General features: G+C 40.4%; 19 protein-coding genes and 11 tRNA genes. 4 read left to right on the top strand and 26 right to left on the bottom strand.

The features are described from left to right. Nucleotides 1-33 precede the first annotated feature (33 nt). Nucleotides 34-1,905: a S8 family peptidase gene (locus tag POV27_RS02680; RefSeq protein ID WP_272861181.1), complete on the top strand. Its 1,872-nt coding sequence runs from the start codon at nucleotides 34-36 to the stop codon at nucleotides 1,903-1,905. Between the two features lie 11 nt (nucleotides 1,906-1,916). Here the strand turns inward: POV27_RS02680 and POV27_RS02675 are convergent, their stop codons facing one another. Both POV27_RS02675 and POV27_RS02670 read right to left on the bottom strand, forming a co-directional pair. After that, nucleotides 1,917-2,441: a DUF1697 domain-containing protein gene (locus POV27_RS02675; RefSeq protein WP_272861180.1), complete on the bottom strand. Its 525-nt coding sequence runs from the start codon at nucleotides 2,439-2,441 to the stop codon at nucleotides 1,917-1,919. Next, nucleotides 2,438-3,670 (bottom strand): BaiN/RdsA family NAD(P)/FAD-dependent oxidoreductase, encoded by a 1,233-nt coding sequence (locus tag POV27_RS02670; RefSeq protein WP_272861179.1) that lies wholly within the window; start codon nucleotides 3,668-3,670, stop codon nucleotides 2,438-2,440. Before POV27_RS02670 ends, POV27_RS02675 begins: the two co-directional genes overlap by 4 nt. Nucleotides 3,671-3,758: 88 nt before the next feature. On the opposite strand from POV27_RS02670, the gene POV27_RS02665 reads away from it, so the two are divergent. From POV27_RS02665 to POV27_RS02655, 3 genes are all read left to right on the top strand, one after another. After that, entirely contained in the window at nucleotides 3,759-4,172 is a 414-nt protein-coding gene (locus POV27_RS02665) for a hypothetical protein (protein ID WP_272861178.1), read from the top strand. A 160-nt stretch (nucleotides 4,173-4,332) separates the two neighbouring features. Next, nucleotides 4,333-4,938, top strand: a complete 606-nt coding sequence (locus POV27_RS02660) for a hypothetical protein (RefSeq protein ID WP_272861177.1) — start codon at nucleotides 4,333-4,335, stop codon at nucleotides 4,936-4,938. A gap of 9 nt (nucleotides 4,939-4,947) precedes the next feature. Further along, on the top strand, nucleotides 4,948-5,343 hold the full coding sequence (locus POV27_RS02655) for a pYEATS domain-containing protein (RefSeq protein WP_272861176.1): 396 nt from the start codon (nucleotides 4,948-4,950) through the stop codon (nucleotides 5,341-5,343). A gap of 8 nt (nucleotides 5,344-5,351) precedes the next feature. On the opposite strand, the gene POV27_RS02650 is transcribed toward POV27_RS02655, so the two are convergent. From POV27_RS02650 to POV27_RS02535, 24 genes are all read right to left on the bottom strand, one after another. Then, nucleotides 5,352-5,759, bottom strand: a complete 408-nt coding sequence (locus POV27_RS02650; RefSeq protein ID WP_272861175.1) for a hypothetical protein — start codon at nucleotides 5,757-5,759, stop codon at nucleotides 5,352-5,354. Between the two features lie 120 nt (nucleotides 5,760-5,879). Next, the gene (locus POV27_RS02645; protein ID WP_272861174.1) at nucleotides 5,880-7,325 is read right to left on the bottom strand and encodes a hypothetical protein; all 1,446 of its coding nucleotides are present in this window, start codon (nucleotides 7,323-7,325) and stop codon (nucleotides 5,880-5,882) included. A 9-nt stretch (nucleotides 7,326-7,334) separates the two neighbouring features. Further along, nucleotides 7,335-8,369, bottom strand: a complete 1,035-nt coding sequence (locus POV27_RS02640; RefSeq protein ID WP_272861173.1) for a hypothetical protein — start codon at nucleotides 8,367-8,369, stop codon at nucleotides 7,335-7,337. Between the two features lie 21 nt (nucleotides 8,370-8,390). Continuing rightward, a tRNA-His gene (locus tag POV27_RS02635) sits at nucleotides 8,391-8,464 on the bottom strand. Nucleotides 8,465-8,473: 9 nt separating this feature from the next. Next, nucleotides 8,474-8,544 (bottom strand) — tRNA-Gln (locus POV27_RS02630). A gap of 125 nt (nucleotides 8,545-8,669) precedes the next feature. Beyond that, nucleotides 8,670-8,742, bottom strand: a tRNA-Leu gene (locus POV27_RS02625). Between the two features lie 11 nt (nucleotides 8,743-8,753). Beyond that, nucleotides 8,754-8,825 (bottom strand) — tRNA-Glu (locus POV27_RS02620). 5 nt (nucleotides 8,826-8,830) lie between these two features. After that, nucleotides 8,831-8,903: transfer RNA gene (locus tag POV27_RS02615), tRNA-Pro, on the bottom strand. A gap of 81 nt (nucleotides 8,904-8,984) precedes the next feature. Continuing rightward, nucleotides 8,985-9,071: transfer RNA gene (locus POV27_RS02610), tRNA-Tyr, on the bottom strand. 5 nt (nucleotides 9,072-9,076) lie between these two features. Continuing rightward, nucleotides 9,077-9,149, bottom strand: a tRNA-Cys gene (locus POV27_RS02605). Nucleotides 9,150-9,154: 5 nt separating this feature from the next. Next, a tRNA-Ser gene (locus POV27_RS02600) sits at nucleotides 9,155-9,242 on the bottom strand. A 15-nt stretch (nucleotides 9,243-9,257) separates the two neighbouring features. Continuing rightward, nucleotides 9,258-9,331, bottom strand: a tRNA-Leu gene (locus POV27_RS02595). Nucleotides 9,332-9,335: 4 nt separating this feature from the next. Then, nucleotides 9,336-9,408, bottom strand: a tRNA-Leu gene (locus tag POV27_RS02590). Nucleotides 9,409-9,423: 15 nt separating this feature from the next. Next, nucleotides 9,424-9,510: transfer RNA gene (locus tag POV27_RS02585), tRNA-Ser, on the bottom strand. A gap of 666 nt (nucleotides 9,511-10,176) precedes the next feature. Continuing rightward, nucleotides 10,177-10,884 (bottom strand): peptide chain release factor H, encoded by a 708-nt coding sequence (prfH, locus tag POV27_RS02580; RefSeq protein ID WP_272861172.1) that lies wholly within the window; start codon nucleotides 10,882-10,884, stop codon nucleotides 10,177-10,179. Next, entirely contained in the window at nucleotides 10,881-11,831 is a 951-nt protein-coding gene (locus tag POV27_RS02575; protein ID WP_272861171.1) for a C45 family autoproteolytic acyltransferase/hydrolase, read from the bottom strand. The genes prfH and POV27_RS02575 overlap by 4 nt, the downstream gene beginning before the upstream one ends. 6 nt (nucleotides 11,832-11,837) lie before the next feature. Next, nucleotides 11,838-12,398, bottom strand: a complete 561-nt coding sequence (locus tag POV27_RS02570) for a hypothetical protein (protein WP_272861170.1) — start codon at nucleotides 12,396-12,398, stop codon at nucleotides 11,838-11,840. Between the two features lie 3 nt (nucleotides 12,399-12,401). Further along, nucleotides 12,402-13,793, bottom strand: coding sequence for an RtcB family protein (locus tag POV27_RS02565; RefSeq protein WP_272861169.1), 1,392 nt, complete (start codon nucleotides 13,791-13,793; stop codon nucleotides 12,402-12,404). Next, on the bottom strand, nucleotides 13,778-14,476 hold the full coding sequence (locus POV27_RS02560; RefSeq protein WP_272861168.1) for a hypothetical protein: 699 nt from the start codon (nucleotides 14,474-14,476) through the stop codon (nucleotides 13,778-13,780). The genes POV27_RS02565 and POV27_RS02560 overlap by 16 nt, the downstream gene beginning before the upstream one ends. A 706-nt stretch (nucleotides 14,477-15,182) precedes the next feature. Further along, complete coding sequence (locus POV27_RS02555; RefSeq protein ID WP_272861167.1) at nucleotides 15,183-15,479, bottom strand: S26 family signal peptidase; 297 nt, start codon at nucleotides 15,477-15,479, stop codon at nucleotides 15,183-15,185. 213 nt (nucleotides 15,480-15,692) lie between these two features. After that, on the bottom strand, nucleotides 15,693-16,421 hold the full coding sequence (locus POV27_RS02550; protein ID WP_272861166.1) for a DUF434 domain-containing protein: 729 nt from the start codon (nucleotides 16,419-16,421) through the stop codon (nucleotides 15,693-15,695). Between the two features lie 37 nt (nucleotides 16,422-16,458). Next, entirely contained in the window at nucleotides 16,459-18,762 is a 2,304-nt protein-coding gene (locus POV27_RS02545; RefSeq protein WP_272861165.1) for a helicase-related protein, read from the bottom strand. After that, a complete protein-coding gene (locus POV27_RS02540; RefSeq protein ID WP_272861164.1) occupies nucleotides 18,732-19,628 on the bottom strand; it encodes a Hachiman antiphage defense system protein HamA in 897 nt (298 codons plus the stop codon). Before POV27_RS02540 ends, POV27_RS02545 begins: the two co-directional genes overlap by 31 nt. Before the next feature lie 781 nt (nucleotides 19,629-20,409). Then, nucleotides 20,410-21,582, bottom strand: a complete 1,173-nt coding sequence (locus POV27_RS02535) for a metallophosphoesterase (RefSeq protein WP_272861163.1) — start codon at nucleotides 21,580-21,582, stop codon at nucleotides 20,410-20,412. Nucleotides 21,583-21,669 lie beyond the last annotated feature (87 nt).

Genomic DNA, 21,669 nt, shown 5'->3' with positions numbered 1-21,669 from the left:
TCTGTAGAGAATACTAACTAAGTACCTATAGTCATGAAAAAAATTTCACTTTCAATTGCAATCACATGCTTTACAATCTCCCTTTGGGCACAGGGAATCCCTCCAAGACAAGAAGTAAACCTAGACGATGTATATACCCAATATGGGCTTAGCGGCGAAAATGTAGTCGTGGTAATCATAGATCGAGGGATCGATTATCGCCATCCTGATTTTTTGGACGAAAATGGAAATACCCGTTTGGCCTATGTCTACGATATGATCGATCAAACCGGTGCTGGTGATCCCGACAATCCATATGGCATCGGAACCATTTTTGACCAAGCGGAAATTGACCTAGCATTAGACAATAACGACCCTCCCCTATCTACAGATCGAGGCGGACATGGTACCGCTACTACAGGAATAGCAGCTGGAAATGGAAGCGGAACGGTATCAGGTGATTTTCAAGGAGTCGCCCATGGAGCTACCATCATCAGTATTAAAATTACCCACGATGCCTTTCCTCCTTTCGGAAGTGAACCGGGACAGGCTGGCTTCTTCGATCCTACCTTCATTCCCGTTGCACTACAATTTGCAGAGGACAAAATTGCCGAGCTCGGTCTTCCTTCGATCACACTCATGAACCTAGGTTCCATTGGAGGCCCTACCGACGGTACCAGTACCGTTTGCCAAGCCATTGATGCTTTCGTGATGGCAGGAAACACCTTTATTTGTGGCGTGGGCGACGACGGCGGAGGCGATAATCATGCTGCGACCAATATTAGTCAAGGGGAAACCATAGAATTGGAAATTCAAAAAGCCGAAACAGGCTTCCTACGCTTAGATCTCTGGTACAGTGAAGATGATCGATTTACCATAAGCATAGAACGTCCCAATGGAACCGTTGAAGGGCCTTTTGCCGCCCCCGCTGGCCCTAATGGTGCTGTGGATTTGAGTTTCGGGGATATTTTTATGTTCCATAGAGGCGCCAATGTGGAATTCTTTGGAGCCACCTCTAACCGCAGGGAACTTCTAATCGATTTTACCGGAAATACCGGCACCTACAAGGTTATTCTGGAAGGGGCTCAAATTTCAAACGGTGATTTTCACGCGACCCTTAACCCTTCCTTCTATTCCAACAACAACCGATTCCTCAATTTTGTAGTTCCGGGATACAGCATTAACGATTATGCGAGTTCTAATTTGGGCATTACTCCAACCGACTATGTGGTACAACCTTCTTGGACAGACATTAATGGAGTTCCTCGAAGCATCACAGGACAAGGCGATCCTGGAGAACTATGGATAGGGTCCAGCAGCAGTCCAACACAGGACGATCGCTTGGGGATAGACGTTGCGGTTCCCGGAGAAGTGTGCCATGCCGCTTATGCCGATAATACGTATTATGAAAGTTTCCCCGGAAACGTATTGCAAAATAGCAATGGCCTGTACGGCATCCAGAATGCGGTGAGTGCAGCGGCACCTTTGCTTACTGGAGTTATTGCGCTTATGTTGGAAGTAAATCCTAATCTTACCCCAGAAGAAATTAGAACGCTAATCCATAATTCGAGTCGGGAAGATGCTTTTACAGGCACGGTACCCAATCACGATTGGGGCTATGGTAAATTGGATGCGCTGCAGCTGATTGAAGATACCTATGCTACTCTAGGAACGGAGGATGTTACCAAAGATGCCTCGATAATCGCCTTTCCCAATCCTACTCAAGGAAAATTGACGATTGCTACGCAGCACCTTTCCGAAGAGATATCAGTGACCGTTTCCAATGTAGCTGGTCAATTGCTCATGACCCATAAAGGACAGCAAACGCAACAGCTGGAGTTGGATTTCAATGTTCCGAGGGGAATGTACTTCGTTACCGTGAGTACCTCCGAGGGAAAGAAAACGTTGAAAGTTCTTAAAGACTAGTTTTAGGTACATTAGACTCTTGCAAGCTCCAGCAATTTGGTGAGTGTTCGGTAATTCCTTGCAGTTGCCGACACTCCCAATTTTCTCTCGAACCAATTGTTGCTTAGTTTGGCCTTTCCGTATCCCGTACTACAATAAAAATAAATGCACTGTTCGGTAATAAAAAACTCTTCGTTGGGATAGGAAATCTGTGAAGCTGCTTCGATCTTTTCAGCGGAAGGCATATCGTACAACAAACTGAAATAGCTTTTTTCCTTCTTTTCCTGTGGATAGGGACAATTGGCTAAAACCGCTTCAATTTCCTTTGCGGTTCGCACAAAAACAGGCACCTTCCATCCCCAAGTATCGAAAATGGCTCTTTCAATCTTCGCGGCCAATTCTTTTTCTTCAGAAGAGAAGATCACATTCCCGCTTTGAATGTAAGACTGTACGCTCTGAAATCCCAAGGACTCAAACAACTCTCGAAGGTCAGCCATCTTTATTTTCTTTTGGCCTCCTACATTGATTCCCCTAAGCAACCCTATATATGTTTTCATTCTTCTTCGGTTATGGCCTGTGCTACAATGTATCCACCTGTCCAAGCATTCTGAAAGTTGAATCCTCCCGTAATCGCATCTATATTGAGGACCTCTCCCGCAAAATACAGATTGGGGAGTAGTTTGCTTTCAAAAGTTTTGAAATTCACTTCTTTTAGGTCGATTCCACCGGCGGTCACAAACTCCTCCTTAAAGGTACTCTTTCCATGTACATCGTACACTCCTTTGGTGAGTTGCTGGGACAATTCCTGCAGTTTTTTCTTGGACACATCAGCCCAGATTTCGGTAGGCGCAATATCCGAGACAGCTACCAATCGTTGCCAAAGGCGTTTGGGAAGTTCGAATCGCGGGTATTTGGCTATGGACTGTTTGGGGTACTCCATTTTCAGTGCCATGAGTTCTTCCAATATTTCGGATTCGGAGACATGCAGAAGCCAATTCACCCAAATGGAGAAATTGTATTTCAAGGGTTCCAAAATCCGTGCACCCCATGCGGATAGTTTCAATATGGCCGGACCGCTCATACCCCAATGGGTAATAAGCAAAGGACCTTCGCTTTGCAAGAGGACTTTTCCCGTTTCAGAAACCACTTTCACACTCGCTTCTGTACTTAGGCCTTGAAGTCCGTCGATTCTTTCATCTTCAATATTGAATGTAAACAAGGAAGGAACAGGAGCAACGATACTATGCCCTAGTTTTTCGAATAACTTCCACATCTTGGGATTGCTTCCCGTAGCGATCACCAATTTTTTACTCACAAAAGTTTCTGAAGTAGTAACCACCTGCCACTCTCCATCCATCGGCACAATATCCTTTACCGAATGACCCTTTAGTACCGATATTCCCTTTTGTTTCGTTTCTGAAAGAAAACAATCGATAATGGTTTGTGAGCTGTCCGTTATGGGGAACATCCTACCGTCTTCTTCAATCTTAAGTTCCACGCCCTTTTTTTCGAACCATTCAATTGTGTCACCCGTCATGAATGTATGGAAAGGGCCTAGCAATTCTTTTTCCCCACGTGGATAATTCTTCGATAAGTCCTTGGGGATAAATTCCGCATGTGTCACATTACAGCGGCCGCCTCCCGAGACTTTTACTTTGGTAAGTACTTCCTTGCCGCGCTCTAGGATCGCAATTTTTAGACGAGGCGAATGTTCGGCCGCATTAATGGCCGTAAAAAAGCCCGCAGCGCCTCCCCCAATTACTAAGATGTCGAAGGTTGAATTCACCTTTCAAAAGTAGCCATATTTTCAGGTGAAAGTACCTACAAGAATATATTTTGTATTTTTCACGTACTAACAACAAAACCAAATAATTATGTTTTCAAAAGCAAATCTCATTGCCACCCTTGTCGCGGCCGTATGGGGAATGGGCGGCGGATTCCTGTTATGGGGAATCATTGCCGAACCTCTTATGGCAGACAGTGTACTTATTCCAGACCTTATTAAAGCGGAGCCCGATATGGCCTTTTTAGCTTTAGGTTGCTTGATTCAAGCATTTGGATTCTGCTCTATTTACCGAAAATTTGGAATGGAAAACTACGGTGCCTCTACAGGACTTAATATGGGTATCCTTGTGGGTATCATGATTGGTCTGGGAGAAAAGATGATCGATTATGCCACTGCCAATATGATGGATATGCAAGGAACCCTTATGAATTTTGTGATCTACGTTATTTTCTTCGGAGTGACCGGATTGATAGCGGGACTCATTTATCAGAAAGTTTCTTAAAAAGAATCATACAACACATAAAAGCTCCAAGATTTTGGAGCTTTTTTTATGCTACAAATTCCATACTTACAGCACTTTTAGTATCTTTAAATTCGGTTTTTCCCCGAACCGTTTTTCTGTTTGCTTTAAAGTGAAACAGGCCTAACCAATTTCTATAGTCATGGAAAACTTTTTTACTTTTCTTGAAAAGCACCAAACTGGGGTTTTATTGCTCGTAGTACTCATTTTTACAATCGTGCTCACGATACGATGGTTGTTCAAAATATTTGGATTGGGCAAATACAAAACACATTACATTGTTAAAGACGAAACAGGAAAAGAAAAGTTGGTAAAAGTGCAGCAGAAAGATGAAAACCCAAGTATTACCTACGTATTAACACAATCCTTGGTGGATATTGTGGGTGAGTTTCGCCATTTCTTAGCACTCCTTATAGTGCTATTGTTCATCATATTAATTATTGTTGCCATGTGGCTTAGCAGTGGTGCTACCGATGTCAATTTTGAAAATATGATGGATGCCATGCAATTGGTGATTGCCTCCTTGGGAGGTCTTCTAGGATCTATTATTGGTTATTACTATGGTGAATCTGCCGCTCGTAGTAACAAAGAAGGCATTACTACAGATGCAGGGGAAATTTCTAATGCCCCCAGTGCTGGGGAAGGTGACATAGTAGCACCAACGGTTCCTTCGGAAGAGGAAGTTATTGAAGTCGTTGAAGACCCATCGGAAGATGATGATGACATTATTGAACCCGTAGGGGAGTAAATTATGAGCATGAAATTAAAAACATATAATCTTAGAGTTAAGGATACCCTGGAAGATTTTGATGATTCCAATGAATCGGATCAGACCGTTTTCTACCGTGAAACCTCGAAAAGCAAGAAGAAGTTATACAAAGTACGTATCTACCTCGAAGGACGTGATCTACCCTATGTGAAGCAAGTAAAGTACACCTTGCACAGTACGTTCGGTAAAAATCGGGTTAAAATTGTACGAAGGCGCCCATCGAATTTAGATTGTGGCTTGCTTATTTGGACCTGGGGAATTTTTACCGTGCAAGTAGAGATTGAAGATGTAAAGGGAAGGGTCACAGAATTGGACCATTACCTCACCTTTGGAAATCAGTTGCAAGACAGTAGGGTTAAGATTCAGAAAGCGAATCTCTCCTAATTTCTATTTCAAAAGAGTTTTTTTAGCTTCTCGGAACCCGCCGTGAATTTCCGGAATTCGGAAGGTTGTTTTTCATTCAAAAGTTTTCGTTCTCCCCGAGCTTCTATCAATTTACCAAAGTAGTTCTCACGATTGTCGAATTGTTCTTTATTGGCATAGGTCGTAACAAGAACAATATAGGCAGGGTCTTTTTCGGTAGCTGGGCTTATAAATAGCCCATAGTCTTTGATAGCCTTATCTTCGATTGCCTTTTTTCTAAGCACCAACCAGTTGTTTTCATAATAATATACGGTCTCTTCTACTTGGTTGTCGACAACCTCAACAAAATCCATTGAAGTAATGGATTCATCTGTTTGTGCCAAGCCCATACAAAGTGGAACAGACAGAAAAGCTAGGAGTAAAAATATGTTTTTCATTTGATGAATGGATTAATGACTATTCTCAAAAATAGCAACCTATATCCCTCCTTCAAAGTCATTTAAGTAAATGATAACATAGTTGGGGTGTCTTCGGGATTCGAAACAAACACCGCAAGTTTAAACAGGCTTCCAACCTATACTGAGTGCATTTTTTATGGAGACAGGTATTTCGACAGACAAAATACTTTTAGGATGCCCAAGATTATATGCTATTTCCTTTAGGCTAACGGTTGAATTTTTGTTTGTTGTTTGTCCAGTGGTACGGCAGTAATCAGAAAATGTTTTCTTGATTGCCAATCCTGTATATTCCGTTTCTAATTCAATTGGCAATTTCATATCAAAAGTTGAATACATTTGCCTTAATTGTTTATGTAGTTTAACGAGTCCTAATTTTACATATAGTTCCTTTTTCTGTTTTTCATTGAGCAAAAAAAACTTGACCCTAAACCTATCGTACCATTCATGGACCGCTTTCGGAATGGGTTGAGAATCGAAAATACCTTTCCATTTATGCCACCACCAAGAATGTCCATTCCAGATATGCTTAGAAGTGACTTCAGGAATCTTAAAAAGGGGTTTTATCTTATCGAAATCTTCAATAGGATATTCTTCTATAAGACGAGATCCAGTATACGCCTCGATTGCACCGTATAAGTAATTCTCCCTTCGCCATTTACCAGCGGGGACAAACTTTTCAAGGATGAACTCAATTCCCCATCCATGTATAGCTCTAAAATGACTATCAACCTTAGTATGCTTGGGGTTGGGAAAGTACATATAGAAGAAGTTTTTGTCCTCCATTAATGGAATTAAGTACTTCATTTGGTCAAACTCGGGAACCTTAGCTGTAACAATTGATCTTACAATTTTTTTGTAAACATTATTAAACAAAAACCGAACATGATTTTTCATAAACCCTTTATGCTCCATCTGATAGCTCTCACTAGAAGCAATAAATACAATATATCGACTCACTAATACATTGAGATATACGGGTAAAGCCAGTCTATAATCCCAAACTACACCATCATTCGCTTTTGGTTTTACTTCTCCATTCCACATGTCTTTGTATACCTTGTAAGTTCCAAAAGCCAGTTGCCAATGACTTGGTTCCACAATTTTCGACACAATATCCAGGGAGGATTTTTGAGCGTCAAAAAAGCTACTGCTAATTTGGGCATCCATATTTTCTAGCCCAACCCTCTTTTTCTCGGAAAGATATGCTAGTGCAGAAATGGTATTCGAGTTAGCCTGCCCATTGAAACTATCAAGATCTCTTCTAATTTCCAAAAGTGATGTTGCTATTACGTGCTGTTCTATCTCGATTAGCTTAATTCTTATATCTTCAATTTGTTGAGATATTTTTGCGATTAATGCATTCATCTTACCTATAGGATCTTCTTCCTCAAAAAATCCTAACATAACCCCCAATGTCTTAAAAGTATCTATCGCGGAATAAAAGGAACTAGCATAACTAAATATTTTTTCTGAAGTTTCTGTTATTTTTACGAGTTGAGGACTCAAGTGCCATTTTTCAAATTGATCTTTTACAGGAGTATCCATACTATTCTATTATTGGAGGCTTACCAACATATTTACATATCCTGTACCCTTGGTTAATGAAGTCAATGCCTTACCAACAATAGCTCCAAAAGATTTTTTAAAATCGGTTGCCTTCATGGCATGACCAGGTAATATCGAAGTGGTAAGCATATCTCCCACTTGTATAGGTTCATTGGTAGCATCCGCTTTACAGGTAACTTTTCCCAGTATGGAAATTGGAACACGATTAGTACTATTTTCATCGGCATCCAATAAGATGGCGGGTTTATAATCCCCAGCTCCGGCCACCACCCCAACTACTTTAGTATTATAGGCTTCATCGCTCGGTATTAATTTACCATCAGAGTTGAGAACCATAATAGTTCCGGGATTTGCCAAGACATTTTCTGCTACATCAAAATGTTCGGCAGCATCCCCGTTCTTAAGAACTATATCACCAGCCTGTCCGCTTAAATGGACCGTATTAAGTCCTTTATTATTATATAAATAAATATCGCCCTGTTTTCCTTTGGCACCTACATGCATATTTGCATTTTCGCCATCAATATTAAACACCTTACGTTTTTTACTATCATAAATTAAGCACTGACCCTCATTACCATTAAGGTGTATGGAATAGTTTCCGAAGCTGTTCTTAACCACGATATCTCCCTCATTACCCTTGGTCCCCACCAGCAATAAAGCATGTTCATTTTCAAATCTCAAAACTTCCCGTTTATTTCCATCCCAAGAAAGAATGGATCCAGAAGAATGGGTAGGTCTTTTCTTCTTAGGTTTATTCAAATATATAGTACTAAAGGTGGCATTATTTAGAACCTCTATAGTCTTAACAGTTGCTGATTTTTTTGCTACTTTTTTGATTAAATCCGACGTATTAAATAAATTTTTATCAGGCATATCTTTTGTATTTGTGTTAAAACGGTATCCCGTTTTAACATGATAACCCCAAAAATATTCACAAACCAATTGAAAATCAACAGGGTAAACACTATTTACTAAGGAGGATAATACCTTATTTACGAGCTTTAGAATTACAGAAATCATTTAAGTAAATGATAACATAGTTGGGGTGTCTTCGGGATTCGAACCCTGTTCTCCTCAGTCACAGTGAGGTGTTTTACCGAATAAACTAAAGACACCATTTTTTGAAAACCCAATAGGATTCGAACCTATACCCCAAGAATCAAAATCTTGTGTGCTACCGTTACACTATGGGTCTATGGTACTCCACCTTGGATTCGAACCAAGACTACACGGGGCTTAAACCCGAACTTCGTTCGCTACCTTCACAAAAACAATTGTTTTTGTTCGCCAATCTCTACCATTTGGGCTAGTGGAGCATTGTACGGGAAGAGAGATTCGAACTCCCAGTCTCCTGATCCTAAATCAGGCGCGTTTACCGTTTCGCCATTCCCGCATTTTATGTCGTACTCTGTAGGGGAATCGAACCCCTATTTCCACATAGAAAGTGTGGCGTACTAACCATTATACGAACAGAGCATTTGTCTGGGAAGCAGGGCTCGAACCTGCAACCTCCCGCATCCAAAGCGGGTAAACTTCCAATCGTTATCTTCCCAGTGTAAAGTACCGGTCCCACCCCCGGGTGGGTTAAGCTCGCGAGAGACAGTCGCTTGCCCTGGTCGATCGACCCCCAGTACTTGGTGGAAGTGGTAGGATTCGAACCTACACGCTGCGGAGCAGACTAGATTTACAGTCTAGCGAGCCAACCAATTGCTCAACACTTCCTTTAGAGACAAGGACAGGAATCGAACCCGCAAAATGACGGACTTGCAATCCGCTGCCTTACCATTCAGCCACCTTGTCTTTTGCGGAGAGTGAAGGAATCGAACCTTCACCACGTTTACCGTGAACTCGTTTAGCAGACGAGCGTAACAAACCAGTATTTACCTACTCTCCAATTTGAGACTTTTGTACTCCACCTTGGATTCGAACCAAGACTACACGGGGCTTAAACCCGATGCCTCTACCATTTGGGCTAGTGGAGCGTCGTACGGGAAGAGAGATTCGAACTCCCAGTCTCCTGATCCTAAATCAGGCGCGTTTACCGTTTCGCCATTCCCGCATATATTCTAATTAGCGGAAGGAGTGGGAGTCGAACCCACACGAGTCGTTAGCTCCGAACGGTTTTCAAGACCGTGGCCACCGCCAATTGGCTTGTCCTTCCAAAAGTTTAATTCATAAAAAAAGCACCTCGTTTCGGAGATGCTTCTTTATATCTTTTATGCCTATACCCTTAGGTCACGACATATATCATCTCCTTTGTTACTGAAACGGACTGTTCACTACTATATAAGCCCAAATACTCCGGCGAACAGAGTACGGGATTAAGATGTAATGGATGTTGAACTTGATACTTCATTTCAGTACTATTTGTTATTGTTTTTGTTGGGACAAAGATGAAACTCTTTTTTGAATTACACAAGGCTTTTTTGGATTTATTTTATTGATTATCAATTAGTTACAATCATAAAAGCATATAGTATCCCTGTCCGCTTTACAGCAGATATCGTTGGTTTTTCACAACTGTCTGTCTCCCAATTGTTTCATCTTCCAATGTGCTTATTTTATGTTTTTACTTACTTCATTTTGTAACTCAAAAAAATTCATAAAAAAAGCGCCCAATATGTCTGGGCGCTTCTACTTTATTGCGATTATTTTAGTTATTTCATGCTAAAACACTTCAAAAAAAGACATACAACGCCCTGTTCGCTCACTATGTTCGGAGCAAAGACTATAGAGACATAACTCTTGTTGCGGGACGTAATATGACATTCTTGTCTTCATTTGTGTTGCAAATATGATGGAATTGACCCTTCAATTCCAAATTAATTCAATATTCTTGATCAAATCCTTTCTTTAGTTCCATTTTATCCTGTTGACGTTTCGCCTTATTCGTCTTCTTCACCTTCTTCGGTTTAAAATCGGATCCCGTAAATACGCGAATCGGATTTCCCCGGGTTAATTGCAAATGGTTCTCCCATTGCTGTTCTATCTGCTTCTTCAGGGTTTCCCTGTGCGATGCATTCAGTTTGGCCTTTAAACGCTCTCGGGCAATCTTCTTATTCTGATGTTGAGAACGACTGTCCATGACCTGCACACTCACTCCTGTAGGAATGTGCATTACCCGAACGGCCGAATTGGTCTTGCTAACATGTTGCCCACCCGGTCCCGAACTGCGCATGGCCTGAAATTTCAGATCCTTTTCCAAAAGGGCAGTTTCGGTAGTGGTTTCCAAAGCAAACATTCCTATGAACCAATTCTTCCGCTTGTGAAATTTCCGGTATTCCGACTTTCCTATCCATTGTATCGTACCCAACCAGGACTCTATAAATCCTTCAGGAATCTCTCCTTCTACTTGCACCGTGGCCGACTGCAACGTACTGTTTTCCGGTCCTTTCTGCCGATCCAATACTTCATAAGACAATCGATGCGCTTTAAGGTCTTCCACAAAGAATTTCAATACCTGCGACACCACCCAACAACATTCCGCCGGTCCGCGACCGGCGGTTAATTGAATTATTTGTGACTTCTTCTTCATCGTACATAAATTTTTCCTTCGTCTACCGCAAACACCATTTGCTGCATGGTGATATCCATTCGAATTTCATCATCATTCAGAATATCGAAACAAGCTTCGGTATTTTCTGGTTTCTGAAGGCTCAACAATTGCAAAGCCCTGTTTTGCCGACCACAGGATGTTTCCTGAAGCAGGTCTCCCAGAATGCCCTTGTTGGTCATTTCCTGATACCCATTGGTCACCACCAAATTGTTCTTGCCATCGGGTCTTCGGAAAGAAGCTCGATTAGGTGTTCTTTCGATCACCAAACGCTCTCCTTCCTGGGTTCCTGTGACCAAAAGCAAGGAATCTGAAGCCACACTATCCTGGGACAATACCCGCGTTGCATCTTCGAAAGAATCCATCTTCTCCAATACATCTCGAATCTTGAAGGTTATGGGCGGTGCCAATTCTGGTGACTCCTGACTCATCACTGCATTGAGGGTAATCGCAAACTTTCCGGGTTTCATCCCCGAAAAGACCCCAATAAAGCCAGGCCAACCCACACTGGAGAACACCACCTTTCCGTTTCGTTCGAAATCGAAAATCTTGGAATAATCCCGCAAGCTGTTATTGTCGCTCCACCAATCCAGGTTCCTTGCGTGTAAGTTTCCTTTTTCGGTAGGTACCGAGAATGCCGTACAACCAAACACCAACTTAAGGGCGTCGTAATACAGGTTGGCGATCAATAAATTATCGATCGTGAACCCTGTAAAGGATGCTATTCCGCGTAGTTCTTCTACATAGGTCGCATCAATGCATTCTGCCTTGTAATAGTCAATGATCGTTTCAAAGAAAGAAGCATCTTCCAAATCGGCGAGATAGGTATGTATCAATACCGTAATCTCGTTCCGATAAGGTTCAAGGCACAACCAGCGTTCGTAGGCCGGTGCATCTAGGTTTATGACTATTCTTTCCATCGTTTTCATTCTGGTTTATACATATTTTGTCACTACCGGACTCTTCATCAGCAGTTCGTTCTTCACCGGATCCAGTCCTTTTACCAACAAGTCGTGCGCGGCTTTTACAGCCCAGCATTTGTCGCTGGAATGAATGTTGGAATAGTAGCTCAACAAGGTTTTTGGTGCTACCAAGTTCCATCCATCCACCTGAATGGTCTCCAATTCACGAGCTTCAAAAAAGTCGATCGTAGTTCTTACCGGTCTTCCTTGCGGAAGCCATTCTGCTTTCTCGTACCGTCTGAAATTTTCAGTACTCGGTAAATGATCGTATCGGGTCCAGACTTTCTGAAACCCTTCTTCCAATAGAATCACCATTACCTCGGCTACGTTTTTGGGATGCACAAAAATGTCGATGTCCTTATGGTCATGCGCATGCTTGTACTCCACGTGGGCATCGGGCGACATAAAATGCCACGCCCATCCGCCGGAAAGGGTTACCCAAGGCTTTAGTTTTTCTAAAATAGCTAGGCCCAACGCAATTCTGAAGTCGGGCCATAGCTCCCCGTATCGTTTTGTGTTATGATTCGCTCCCATAATCTATTTGTCCATTCGGACGATTTTAGGTGTGAACTTGCCAACGATCTCTACCAATTCACGCTGGTTGTTCATCACGGTTTCTATATTCTTGTAGGCCATCGGGGCCTCGTCTATTCCTCCACCGATAAGGGTTACCCCGTTGTCGGCCAAGGATTTTTTGATATCACTGCGTGTAAACTTCTCTTTACACTTTCTTCGGGAATGCACCCGCCCGGCTCCGTGCGAAGCTGATAGTAGGCTTTCGGTATTTCCCTTCCCTCGAACAATGTATCCCGGTGCGGTCATGGATCCGGGAATGATTCCCAATTCTCCTTTGGCCGCTGGCGTTGCTCCTTTACGGTGCACGATGCATTCTTCACCATTCACTTGCTGTTTCCAAGCGAAATTGTGGTGGTTCTCGATCTTGGCCACGGGTTTGGATCCCAATAGTTTTCCCAAACGGGCGTGGATATCGTCATGACAGGCTTGGGCATAATCCCCAGCCAGGTTCATGGCGAGCCAGTATTCCTGCCCGTCGTGGGTATTTAGATCTAACCACGCTAATTGCTGCACATGTTTCGGCAATGGACACTGTTTTGTGGCCATATAGGTGTAATGCTTTGCAATATTTGCGCCAAGTCCGCGAGACCCACTGTGGGAAAGGATTCCGAGGTAATTGCCTTCCTTTAATCCCCACTCATTATTGGGGTCTGTAATGGCAACTTCTCCGAATTCCACAAAGTGGTTTCCACCTCCCGAAGTACCCAGTTGTTTGTACGCCTTATCCTTCAGTTTTTTCACCAAGGGAATGGTTTTAAATTCCTCTCGGCTAAAGACCTCGTGATCGTGCTTCACTTTATGCGTTTCGTACATCCCAAATTTGGTATGCTCGGAAAGCATGTTTTGCAACTGGTGGCTCTTCCCTTTTAGGTAAGACGTCTTAATAGGGTAAATGGTTAAACACATTCTACATCCTATGTCCACGCCCACTCCGTAGGGAATCACTGCATTTCGCGTCGCCAACACCCCGCCAATAGGCAATCCGTAACCGGTATGCGCATCGGGCATCAAGGCTCCTGCAACTGCTACGGGTAGCTTAAGAGCGTCGTACAATTGGTACTTTGCCTGCTCGTCGATTTCGTTTTCCCCATAGATTTGAAAGGGAGCGCGAACCGAGTTCAACTTCTGTCTGGTCACCACTACGGGATCTAACAGACTTTCGGCAATCTTTCCCCAGACACCGTCGTTTTTATAGGCTTCTGGATTCTGCAGTACCTGCTTGGCATCCTGTAATATCTGTTCCTTCTTTCTTCGTTTCTGATAGCGATTTATCTGACCTAAGGTGATATTAATGCTATTGTTTTTTGGAAAGCCCAATTTTATAAGGTCCCTTCCGCTTAATTTCTTTCCCATGATATTTCTTCGTTTACTAATTCTTGAATGGAGTAATCTTTCAATCCCCTTAGAGCCGTTTTTGCTTTTAGCGTTCGGCTTTTCTCATCAAGGGCTTCCCAATACTTCCAATCGTTGTAATACTTATATCCTTTTTTGTCCAATTCGTAGTATCCACTCTTAAGCTCCTGTTGGTACAATAATGCCATTTCGCTTTCTAAAGCTGGATCGATACGCTTCGTATGTGTGATATAAGCTCTTGTGTACTTTATTTTATATACCCCCTTGGGGATGTTGATATAAAATCGAATTCTCAATCTTTTCTTTTCCGTATAGTACCGAAATGGAACGCAAAGCAGTTGTGCGTCTTCGCTTAGGCGTACATATTGCCACATGCTGATCGTTGGGATCTCCTTGTAAAAAAAATACTTGGAGGTGGTTTGGCTCCACTTTTTATCCGTCTCTCCTTTGGTCCTGCCCCAGAATTTTTTGGTGAGTTTCCCGTATATCTCAAGAATCTCATTTTTATGTTTATACCGATCTAACCGAGGGGTAAGGACAAGCTCTTTGAACCATCCGTGCCTAATGGGCTTTTCCAATTTTATATAGCCCAATTCTCTCCTTTCTTTCCAAATCTCGCGCTGTCTCTTGCGAATACGACGAAGCTCTTTTGCTCTTTGTTCTTTAATGTGTCCTGGTTTCAATGAACATGTATTTAGTTACTACTACCTGTTGTTTTGATTCCAGCCATTATCGAATCGCCGAAATCCTACTGCGTACGATTTCTATAATTCATCATTTGAATTTTTAGGGTGAATACTAGATTGTAATTCCGTCCCGAAACTTGATGTAGTACCTAAAAGGCATAAAAAAAGTCCGAAACTCTCTGTGGGCTTCGGACTTCTCTATGTAACGTGAAAATTACATGGGTAAGAAGGACCGAAGCAATCGTACCGTAAAACCTGGTTTCGTGAGTACGATCTGTAATGAATTGTCATTTTTCATGTTGCTTCAGTTTTAAAATTGTTCGTAATTCTTTCAGTGCAAATATGAAACCAATTTTTGAATTACACAATAAAAATAATGATTTAATTATTTGATTATCAGTTAGTTATGTTTAAATCAAGCCATGAGAATCCTTGTCCGCTTGTTAGCAGATATAAGTGTAAAACACAATTGCTTGGAGGGCAGCGATTTGCATTTTAGTCGGCATCTTTTTGTGCCATGGAGGGAATCCGAAAAAAAATCCAAAAAAAAGGCGCTCAATTTCTTGAACGCCTTTCGAATTATCATTTTTCTTGTTCCACTATCCATGCACACGACAGAAAAATGCCCTAAAGGCGTTCCCAATATGTGTACAAAACAGCTTCATTTATATATACTTTTAGTTTTAATTCTTGTTTGTAATGTCTATGACATTGGCAGTATTTCTACTACTTTGCCATACACATTTTTCGTCCATCCGTTAATTCTACCGTGATTGTTACCAATAAGTAAGCCACGTTTACCGTTTTTTCCTTTTACCAGATGCGTAAAGCAATTTCCTCTTACTTTACAGTAAACGATATCTCCTACTTCGCAATCTTCCCATGAGATGGGTGCAAGCCTAACTGGTTGCTTCGATTTTAAAATAGGTAGCATAGAATTACCGGGTTCCTTTGAAATAATGGTCTCGCCATTACTCAATTTTTGAATTTTCCAATTCATAATTTTCATTTTATACGTTATGTAAGCCACTATTGACTCACATATCCCATAAAATTTCAAAAGAACATTTTCAATGAACTCCCGCAAAGATGTAATAATTAATGGGATAGTTCCAAATATTTTGAAGAATTAATGATCGAATCAGTGAAAGGTGATGGGTGAGAAGTGATGCGTTGAAGCGTTGAGTTGTTGAGTCGTTTAAGTGTTTAAGGTCTAACGACCATCAACTATCGACTGAACAATCTGCATTATTGAAATTTTGCTCTCAATAAGGGCCTTAGCCAGGTTGCACCATCGGGCGGCGCGATCCAACACCCAGGCATCGGAGCTTACCACTATCCGATCGGTTTCGGCCAGGAGTTTGTCGGGATTGTAGTCTAATTCTATGGTCCAATCGTATCCTTGTTCTTGGGCCATTTCGCCCAACAGGGTTTTTAGTCGGCCGCTATTGGAAACCGGCTGATCGAAATACCAGAGCACATTTCCGGTTTGTAACTCCTGAAGGGTATCGCCCACCCATTGCAGGGCGCCCTCGGTTTGTTGTACGCGTTTGTAGGTGCCGTGTACGCTAGAGAGATCCCGATAGCAGTCGTCTAATCCTTTAAAGACATAAGCACCAGACAAAGCACTTTCTAAAATGATAAGGAGATTGAAACCATCGATAGCAATTTCCTGTCCTTTTAGTTGCTCCAAAGACAACTCGGTCTGTTTGCGCTGGTTCACTTGCTCCTCCGAAGCACTCATTCCCTGTACGGCTTTTTGCTGGCGTACGTTAAGTCGATGCCGATTCCCCACCAATTGCAAGGCGGATTTCTCTGCATAGCCGCGTGATAGCAGATAGTGCATATCGGCCACGGCCTCCTTTATGGTAGCGTGTACTTTCTCCGTCCCGAACAATAGATCGTCCCGGCCTTCTTTGCCTCTGTTTCGTGGGTTAGACATTAAGTATACGAATACGAAGATTGATTAAGATATTCTATTAATTGGAAGAATTCCTATCCTCATTGTTAATAATGGTTTCTACCTTATTGAAAATCCTTAATTCATAATTATCAAACTCATTTTTAATTTCGCTCTTTTCTTCGTTCTCATAGAAATCAATAATTGAGTTGGGAACTCCAAAATCACTAGCTATTCTACCTTTTTCAGTAAAAGCGTTATACTCTAGTTTTGTTAACAATTTATCCAATCCAATAACTTCATCCATAGGTTGTGCGGTTTTCTGCGACATATAAAACTTATACATAATATTGAAAACTCCAAGGTATTTTACAACCTGATACTTTAATATATTATATACAAATTCTGAGGTTTCGGAAATGGCTTTATCTACGGTGAGTCCCTTATTAAGTTTGTAATCAACGGAGCTCCCGAAACCACCCGTTAAGTAAAAATGAACCAAATGCGTCAAAGTCGAATACTCATTATTTTCACCCTTATATTCAATCAAAAATTTTAGTTTTTGATTTTTGACTATTGGTTCTAGTATATTTAGTGTTATTTGAAAACCATCATAATCAATATCCATTCTAAAATTAATTGAACGAATTAATCTTTTAATAGATTCAATATCAGAATCATTAAGTTGAATAATTTTATCATAAATACTTATCTTATCTCTCCTACTAACTACCTTATATAAATTGAAAACCTCGTCGGGGATATTTCGTTCAGCCTGTAGCTGATTTATGTCAATAATCTTGGTTTTATCACTATCCGTTAAATATTCTTGTCTTGTGTAGAATAAATCAACTTCTTCTTTTGGAGATTGTAAATCATAATTTTTGTGCTTTATCCCCTCGGGCTCAGAGTTTATTGCATCCATAAATTTATTTTTTAAAACAATAACTCGTCCATTATAATGATGCAAAAACCTTCCGGCTCGACCTGCAATGTTTTTAGCATCAAACTTTTTTAAGGGTTTATTACCTTTCTTATTATGAAGAACTATCAAATTTTTTGCTGATGTATTAACCCCTTCCGTAATTGTTGTAGTGGATAATAATATTTTTAAATGACCTATATTGAATAATGAGACTATTTCCTTTTGAATGTACTTCGGAACAAGTCCATGATGTATCCCAATACCATGCTTTAATGCAGATATAAGTATCCACTCGCTATTAAAATTGTCAGATATATGATCCACAAATTCAATATAATCATCGAAACTATAATCCTCTAATACCCCCGATGCAATAATTGATCTTGCATAAGATTCCACCGAACTTCTGGAATAACAGTAGATTATTGTGTTCTCGTCAATTTTAAAAATTTGACTTAAAATTTCTACAAGCCGATCATTTTTCGAACTTTTTTGAAACTTCAAATCGAAATCATAATCGACTTTATACTCTTTCTTTCCCTTAACATCACTATATGTTTTATTAACGATCTCATAATTATTATAATTTATAAGTCTAATAGTGTTTTTCTCCAAAAAGTCATCAAAGGATTTATTATAGTCTTTATCGTCTGGTCTTGAAAAATCAATGTAAGGCCCTGCCAATAAGGTGTCTACATCTTTTTTCAATGAATAAAAAATTGCAAGACGGTAGGCCACATCACGTTCATTTTCTCGCACCTCTTCATCAATAATATATTCATTATCTATCTTATAAACTTCGTCCACAAATGCAAAATCGAAATCAATTTCCTCTTCTCGCTTTTCGATAAACGAAAGGTAGCGTTCTGGCGTATAAATAAATAAGTTTTTGTCATCGATACTTTCTACTTCACTTAATGTATGAATTGAATATTTTTGAACAAAATAATTGTAATTGCTGTCGGATGTAAGCCTTTCCAAATTTTCAGATAAGAGTGCAATTGTCGGAAATATAAGAACCACGTTGTCGTAATCCATTTTCCTAATGATTTCAAATACAATATGAGTCTTACCAAACGAAGTGCTAGCTGACAAAAAATATCTGTTTAATTGACCTGGCTTGAACAATTTCAAGATCTGCTTCTGATACTTATGAACTTTAATAGTAGTACTTAAGTTAAGTGTGCTTTCATAAATAACAGCGGATAGGGTATTTAAATCAAAGGAATTTAGAGAAGTATTCTCCTGGAATTTCCCGAGAAGATCAAAGAAATGCGGTATTCCTATTATATTGGAAATATATTTCAGAAAATTTAAATCAGCCTCGACTAAATCCTCATCCTTTATTTTATCGAAAAAACTGCATGTGATTTTGATTAATTCAAAATCTTCTAATTTTTGGTTTCTATAGTCATTTAAAGCCTTAATTAGATTAGAGGCTTCTTCAATTTTATCCATTCTAATACTTCTTTTTTAATTTTTCTAACATCTTCAATAGGAATAAATATGAAGAAAACGCTGTAAGGAATTGAGAGATCATATTGTTCTAAAGAATAATTCTCTTCTATATATTCTGGTATTTTTTTTATGCTATTATCATAACCAGCTTTGCTTTGTTGAAACAGTATTATAATGGGATATATTAGATTAATTGAATGCTGCTGCAATTCTTCAATTATCCTAATATTTGGATTAGCATCCCAATCATTAAGTATAGCTTCAATTCTTGAACCTTTTATATTTAGATTTTCGCGATTCTTTCTAATAGCTAGCAGATTTGTCCTTAGATAATTATCAGAAAGAGAAGATTTAATTTTTCCTAGTACGTCATTTAAAGCATTTCTGTAGCTAATATGAAACTTCGTTTCTCCAAACCAAAGCCCTACTTCGTCGTTTTCCTCAATTAAATGATAGGCGTCATAACCACGAGCCTCAGCTTTTGTTAAAGGGTCATAGAAATAGCCTTTGGAAATAAGTGTATCGGTTTTGAAAAACAACTTTAGAATACAGTGTAATAACACCTCACCAAAAAAACCATATCTTAATTTAGAAGTTTGGCTATCACTTTCATTGTATCTTATACGCTCTTGAAAAGCAATTGCATGTAGGTCTTCCAAATCTCTTTGAGTGAAATCAAACTCATTAAATGAATAATCAATTATTGAATTATAAATGATTTCAATCAAAGCTTGCTCATCTACAATTGAGTAGCATTTGTCATTTTCAGTTGAAAATAATGTTTTGGGAATTGCTTGTGCTAGATTGGGTAAATCATATCTATAAATTATTGTGTTTTTGACGAGATTATATAATGATTTTCTCATTTGGTTTTCCAGATTGTATTAACAGCGCGCTAATGTGAGAGGGCAAAACCTTCAAAACACCGTTAAAATGTCTTCAGAACAACATGAGAAGCCATTCCTTTCCAAAAAAGAAACACCTTCCTAAATACTGGAATAAAAGCTGGGGAGAGTTTTAAAGGTAGGAAAATTATGGTAATGATGGTACGGATTTCCGCAGAATCAACTGATTGAATGAATCAGTGAGTGAAGAGTGATGGGTGAAGAGTGAATAATGTGATGAGTGAAAAGTGAAGCTGTGGGGTGAAAAGTGAAGCTGTGGGATCATAGGGTTTTGGGCTTTGACAAAATAATTTTCATGTGTAAAAATTTTTGTCATAAAGAAACGTAAGAGATCTTTCTTTTTATGTTCATTTCTTTTGCGTGCCCAAAAGAAGCGAACCAAAGAAAAAGGCACTTTTATAAGGAATTTTTCAGCCCTGCTGAAAACCGACTTGTCAACTCCGCGGTCTCCCTATGGTCGACCTGAATCTCGGAGCTTGACCGCGTCTATTCTGTATAAAAGGGTAATAGGACCATTCCGTAACATCTTCGCCCTTCGATTCGACTTCGGGCCCCATAGTTCGAAAATGTATAGCCGATTGTCACGCTGAGCTTGTCGAAGCGTTTTTTGACTAACAAACCGGGCACCTCGATACAATTTTCCTCCGGAAAATCACTCGGCGACCGGAAATCGGAAGGCCAAAAACGGACGCCGAGTGTTTCGAGTAAAACGAGAAATGTATCGAGGTGCCCGTTTACTCCCCTACAACACCTCTTTCTCCCCATTATCGAAAACGCGGTAGTGGGTATCGCCTTCAATAAGTAGGCCTTCGGAGCTTTTGTTGGGCCAGTTCTTTTCGTAGTCCTTGGGATGTTTTACGTCTATGGCAAATACCTTTCCGTCGTAGAGTTTCTTTACCTTTCTTTGGATGGTATGCCCCACTATGACCGCTTTTGCATCAAACTTATCGAGGCCTTTTTCCACCTCAGCCTGTGATAAATCCTCCCGAAAATACCCACGGTACCAGCTCACACCCTTTCTGGCTGATATGACCAATTCCTCCGCCGTTTCCTTGGTCCACTTATAATAAGGCTTGCGGTAATTGTCTCGATTCATGTGGTTCAAATCATTCAAAGTGATATCGTAATTCGCAAAATCGGGATGGATGCCGCCATGGGCAAAGAGATAGCCGTTAATACGCTCTACCGTGTTCTTGCTCGTCATCCATCGACCGATAAAGGAATCCTCGCCATACAAATCGTGGTGCTGCTTTCCGAGAATCGCGGCAACGCCATAATATTTATAGGAAGCGGACTTATAATTACCCTGCAAGTTGTACAGTTCATGATTTCCTAGGATAAAGTGTACGTTTCCGCCGTGTTTTTCGGCTTCCTGCTCCAGCTTGTAAATGAACCACAAGACCTGCGTGGTCGAGAATCCCCTATCTACAAAGTCACCCACCAATACCAAATGGCCCTTTCCGAAGGTCCAATTCAGGTTTTGGTCTATCACCTTGCTGTTAATGAGAAAATCCCGAAAGGTTTTGTATCCGCTTTCAATATCCGATATGGCCAAAATTGGCTGCCCATCGTCATAGGTGGTTGCCGGGGTTTTAAAGTCAGATTTTAAAGGGAAACTAAAGGTGGTGTCATCCAACGGGAAATGAACACTGGTAAGAACGTGATCTTGGGTACTGTGTTCGGTTTGTTGGGTGTGATAACCCTCGTCCCTACTTCCTGTGACATAGTTTACATTCAGAACACTGTCGTTCTTATAAAATACATACGGACCTTCTTTTTCCATTTTAATTTTTAAAGGGTTATCCCCGTAATTTATGCTTCCATTTACGGAAACCAAGAGAGTAATTCCCGCAAGCAATAACACACCTATAGTTCCAAATACATTTTTTAAATAGCGAAGGATTCTAGTTTTCATATCAGATCGTTTTATGTTCGTTTTTTTGATCGCCACGAAAGTATAATGACGACCCTGCCAGATTAAATTTTTGTGATGAATGGATGT

The organism is Aureisphaera galaxeae (genome assembly GCF_028561275.1).
Lineage (GTDB): Bacteria > Bacteroidota > Bacteroidia > Flavobacteriales > Flavobacteriaceae > Aureisphaera > Aureisphaera galaxeae.
This window is presented reverse-complemented; position numbering and strand designations above follow the sequence as displayed.

Excerpts from the sequence above, each read along its gene's own strand:
- POV27_RS02550 (WP_272861166.1), bottom strand. The coding sequence starts at position 16,421 with ATGTCTAACCCACGAAACAGAGGCAAAGAAGGCCGGGACGATCTATTG.
- POV27_RS02680 (WP_272861181.1), top strand. The coding sequence starts at position 34 with ATGAAAAAAATTTCACTTTCAATTGCAATCACATGCTTTACAATCTCC.
- POV27_RS02655 (WP_272861176.1), top strand. The coding sequence starts at position 4,948 with ATGAAATTAAAAACATATAATCTTAGAGTTAAGGATACCCTGGAAGAT.
- POV27_RS02545 (WP_272861165.1), bottom strand. The coding sequence starts at position 18,762 with ATGGATAAAATTGAAGAAGCCTCTAATCTAATTAAGGCTTTAAATGAC.
- POV27_RS02645 (WP_272861174.1), bottom strand. The coding sequence starts at position 7,325 with ATGGATACTCCTGTAAAAGATCAATTTGAAAAATGGCACTTGAGTCCT.
- POV27_RS02540 (WP_272861164.1), bottom strand. The coding sequence starts at position 19,628 with ATGAGAAAATCATTATATAATCTCGTCAAAAACACAATAATTTATAGA.
- POV27_RS02535 (WP_272861163.1), bottom strand. The coding sequence starts at position 21,582 with ATGAAAACTAGAATCCTTCGCTATTTAAAAAATGTATTTGGAACTATA.
- prfH (WP_272861172.1), bottom strand. The coding sequence starts at position 10,884 with ATGAAGAAGAAGTCACAAATAATTCAATTAACCGCCGGTCGCGGACCG.
- POV27_RS02565 (WP_272861169.1), bottom strand. The coding sequence starts at position 13,793 with ATGGGAAAGAAATTAAGCGGAAGGGACCTTATAAAATTGGGCTTTCCA.
- POV27_RS02665 (WP_272861178.1), top strand. The coding sequence starts at position 3,759 with ATGTTTTCAAAAGCAAATCTCATTGCCACCCTTGTCGCGGCCGTATGG.
- POV27_RS02570 (WP_272861170.1), bottom strand. The coding sequence starts at position 12,398 with ATGGGAGCGAATCATAACACAAAACGATACGGGGAGCTATGGCCCGAC.
- POV27_RS02555 (WP_272861167.1), bottom strand. The coding sequence starts at position 15,479 with ATGAATTGGAAAATTCAAAAATTGAGTAATGGCGAGACCATTATTTCA.
- POV27_RS02650 (WP_272861175.1), bottom strand. The coding sequence starts at position 5,759 with ATGAAAAACATATTTTTACTCCTAGCTTTTCTGTCTGTTCCACTTTGT.
- POV27_RS02575 (WP_272861171.1), bottom strand. The coding sequence starts at position 11,831 with ATGAAAACGATGGAAAGAATAGTCATAAACCTAGATGCACCGGCCTAC.
- POV27_RS02640 (WP_272861173.1), bottom strand. The coding sequence starts at position 8,369 with ATGATTTCTGTAATTCTAAAGCTCGTAAATAAGGTATTATCCTCCTTA.
- POV27_RS02675 (WP_272861180.1), bottom strand. The coding sequence starts at position 2,441 with ATGAAAACATATATAGGGTTGCTTAGGGGAATCAATGTAGGAGGCCAA.
- POV27_RS02660 (WP_272861177.1), top strand. The coding sequence starts at position 4,333 with ATGGAAAACTTTTTTACTTTTCTTGAAAAGCACCAAACTGGGGTTTTA.